This is a genomic window from Alphaproteobacteria bacterium, assembly GCA_037146715.1.
In the GTDB taxonomy this organism is placed as follows: Bacteria; Pseudomonadota; Alphaproteobacteria; order UBA7879; family UBA5542; genus JBAWWO01.
Genome location: JBAWWO010000029.1, coordinates 1 through 2,882, shown reverse-complemented (window position 1 = coordinate 2,882; position 2,882 = coordinate 1). Strand labels below are relative to the sequence as shown.

Genomic DNA, 2,882 nt, shown 5'->3' with positions numbered 1-2,882 from the left:
GACATGTACATCTCGTACATTAGAAGTCTGAGATCTCGCCGTTTCGCGATGAAGTACTCCAAAAGGCTCTTCCCCTAAAATTTAGATTTTTGCGGGCAATTCGCGTGAAACCAGAGTCGAGGGCTTCGACATGTACATCTCGTACATTAGAAGTCTGAGATCTCGCCGTTTCGCGATGAAGTGCCCCAAAAGGCTAGATTTTAAAGTTCAAGATCTTGATCGCCTCAAAGTTCACGACCTCTCCCCCCACTCTTTTTGTCACGTAGAACTCTACGTAGGGTTTGGCACTATAGGGGTCTCGCAGTACATGCATATTCAGTCTATCTAGAATTTGGTAGGCTTCTTTGAAGTTTCCGAAGGCTCTGGATACCCCAGTAAGGTTGAGGGAACCCCTTCAGCTAAAGAGGGCTGCCACAAATGATGGCCTGAGGTTTTATCCATGAACTTTCGAACTAGGTTATGGGCTGATCGCGACATAAGCCAGCTGCTGCCCGCCAAGTATTCCGTTTTCAGAAGGCTCATTAAATCAATTAAGACGTCGGTCCCTGGTATGTCGCCGAAACTTCCCTCTGATCCTGTTTTAAGATGTTCGAGTTTGCCCCAGGTCCAGGCGCTCTGATCCACCGTTTCATAGGATAGAAAGCCCTTGGGCTTTTTCTGACCGTTCCCTGAAATGAAAGACTCATTTTCAAAGCGCCGCATTTTTTCCGTTACTTTTTGCACCAACCAATCTTCCAGGTTAACAGCTGCATCATCTAATAAAGCCTGCGTTGCCTTTGGTTTAGCATATAGCTCATGAACAGGAATGTTGATTTTGGCAAGGTCCGGCGCTTCCGTTTCGGGGCGATCTTCTTTTTCACCCACCCAACCCACCTGAGGCAATTTTGTATCTACAATCACATCGGCTGAGCTTGACGAAATATTCATGACCCGCGCAATGGATCGAAAGCTGGCACTGCCCTCTAGGTTGCTAAAAATGCGTTCTTGAACCGGGGTGGGGACCACATAGGATCCCGGCACTTCTCCGCGAGATAAAGATTTCGCTTCAAACCCATACTCTCCCTTCCGCAAAAACCCATTGAACCCGCGCAAAGCGCCCTCATATCCTTTCACGTCAGTCCCAGGTCTGCTTTCTGAAAAATTCATTTTGCAAGATAGTTTGTGTTCCAGCTTTTGTAGTTTTTCCTCTTGCTTTTCCTTAAAAGCCTGCAGATCTTCCGTTAGACCGGAAATAGCTGTGTGTAGTGTTTCTAATGTCATTGTGTTCTCCTTTTTTGTTGTTGATAAAAAATCGTCCTTGCGAGAAATGAAGAAGTACGAGTGAAACCAGGGGCAAGGTTTCTGATTGTACTGATGTACATGATGAACCCGAGATCCCGCAGTTTTGCGAAGTAATCGTTAATTTCTCGAAAAATAAATCTGCACTTTCCGATCCTTTGACAAAGCCCCATAAAAAAAAGACCCGTACTGGGTCTCTTTTTCTTGGCAGGTAACAGAAGTTTTCAGGGCCCCGCGCAGAACTGTGTCCGCTAGGGTTTCCCCTTCACCGGGATCTGGCGGATTCATAAAAACGTAGTGTTGCCCTTCTAATAAAAAATCTTCAGGGGCCCGAATCCCCTTTTTCTGATAATCTGAAGACCTCTCAAGTCCCAGGGCCGTTCGCTCTGTATCGCCGTATCGTTGATGCATGGGGAAGCAGTATACTTGCTCAATATCTTCCAGTCCCCCAACTGGTGGAAAATATCCTCCATAGGAATATCGGGGATAACCAGTCACTTCCAATCCTTTCGTCAGAACCTCTCCATTCGGTTGTATTTCCGTCTCAAGAACCAAAGAATTTCTCGTCACCGCAAAGGGTTTTCGGTAAAGACTTTCTCCTCTTCTTTTCGATAGATTTTCAGCAAGCCAGGAATCCGCACTAAAGGGCACCCACTGGTGATCTGCATTTTGGTAAAACCCTTTGCCCAGGAAAATAAAATCCACCCACTGAACTTTGCTATGGGGTTTCAGCATTTCTGACGCCCCATACTGAACGTGACCTCTCTTATATAAAGGTGTCATCCCAAAAGACCGGCCATTCACAATACGTTCAACAGTGCAGTCATTTTCGTAAATCCCTGCTTCCAAGGTACAGAACAGGCTCAAATTTTGGGGCAAAAAATCCACAGATTCCAGAGTCCCCTCATCCATAGGCATTTCCAAAACCGCCAAATCTTCGTACACCCCATCAGTTGAGGGGGCTTCATAGCCACCCACGCGAAATCTTAGTGTCCTCAAATCCTCATTGATTGAAAATAACGTCATCTTCGAAGCACGAAGTGCCGAAGGACCCATTCTTAAACATGGTCTGCGAAGACGGAAAATAATACTCTTTTGAAATTTAATTAAAGAAGTGTTTTTACTTATTATTATTTGATTATATCTTTTTATACTTCATTTTATTTCAAATGTCAATACCCTCCAATACAAAGTTGCCTTCCTCGGACTTGATCCAAGGATCTCCGCGTAAGATAAAAAAAGACCCAGAGAGATTTCTCTCTCTGGGTAAGTTTATGGAGGTATAACATGAAATCCAGGCATTGCGCCCGGATAGAACAGATATAGAAACTATTTTTTCATTTTCAAGTAAAAAAGTTATTTTTATTTAAAATATTTTTAATAATAAAGAAATTACAAGGAATTAAAATTGTAAAAATAAAGAATAGGAACCCAACCGCCACTACTTTCCTTGGGCTCGACCCGAGGAGAATCACCACACCCCTGCAAGGCTATTGATGACGGGAAAGAGGGGGAAAAGCTGTCCCAAAAGGATAGCTTTCTAAAAACTCAGATTTTGCGGGCAATTCGCGTGAAACCAGGGTCGAGGGCTTCGACATGTACAT

The 2,882-nt window shown here is 44.2% G+C and carries 2 protein-coding genes; both read right to left on the bottom strand.

Annotation, left to right across the window (positions count from 1 at the left end; all coding sequences use genetic code 11):
* Window positions 1–324: 324 nt before the first annotated feature.
* Complete coding sequence (locus WCG05_05665) at window positions 325–1,308, bottom strand: phage major capsid protein (GenBank protein ID MEI8321466.1); 984 nt, start codon at window positions 1,306–1,308, stop codon at window positions 325–327.
* Between the two features lie 90 nt (window positions 1,309–1,398).
* Window positions 1,399–2,304 (bottom strand): hypothetical protein, encoded by a 906-nt coding sequence (locus WCG05_05660; GenBank protein ID MEI8321465.1) that lies wholly within the window; start codon window positions 2,302–2,304, stop codon window positions 1,399–1,401.
* Window positions 2,305–2,882 lie beyond the last annotated feature (578 nt).

What these genes read in the sequence shown, in the direction of transcription:
- WCG05_05660 (MEI8321465.1), bottom strand. Translation starts at nt 2,304, where the DNA reads ATGACGTTATTTTCAATCAATGAGGATTTGAGGACACTAAGATTTCGC.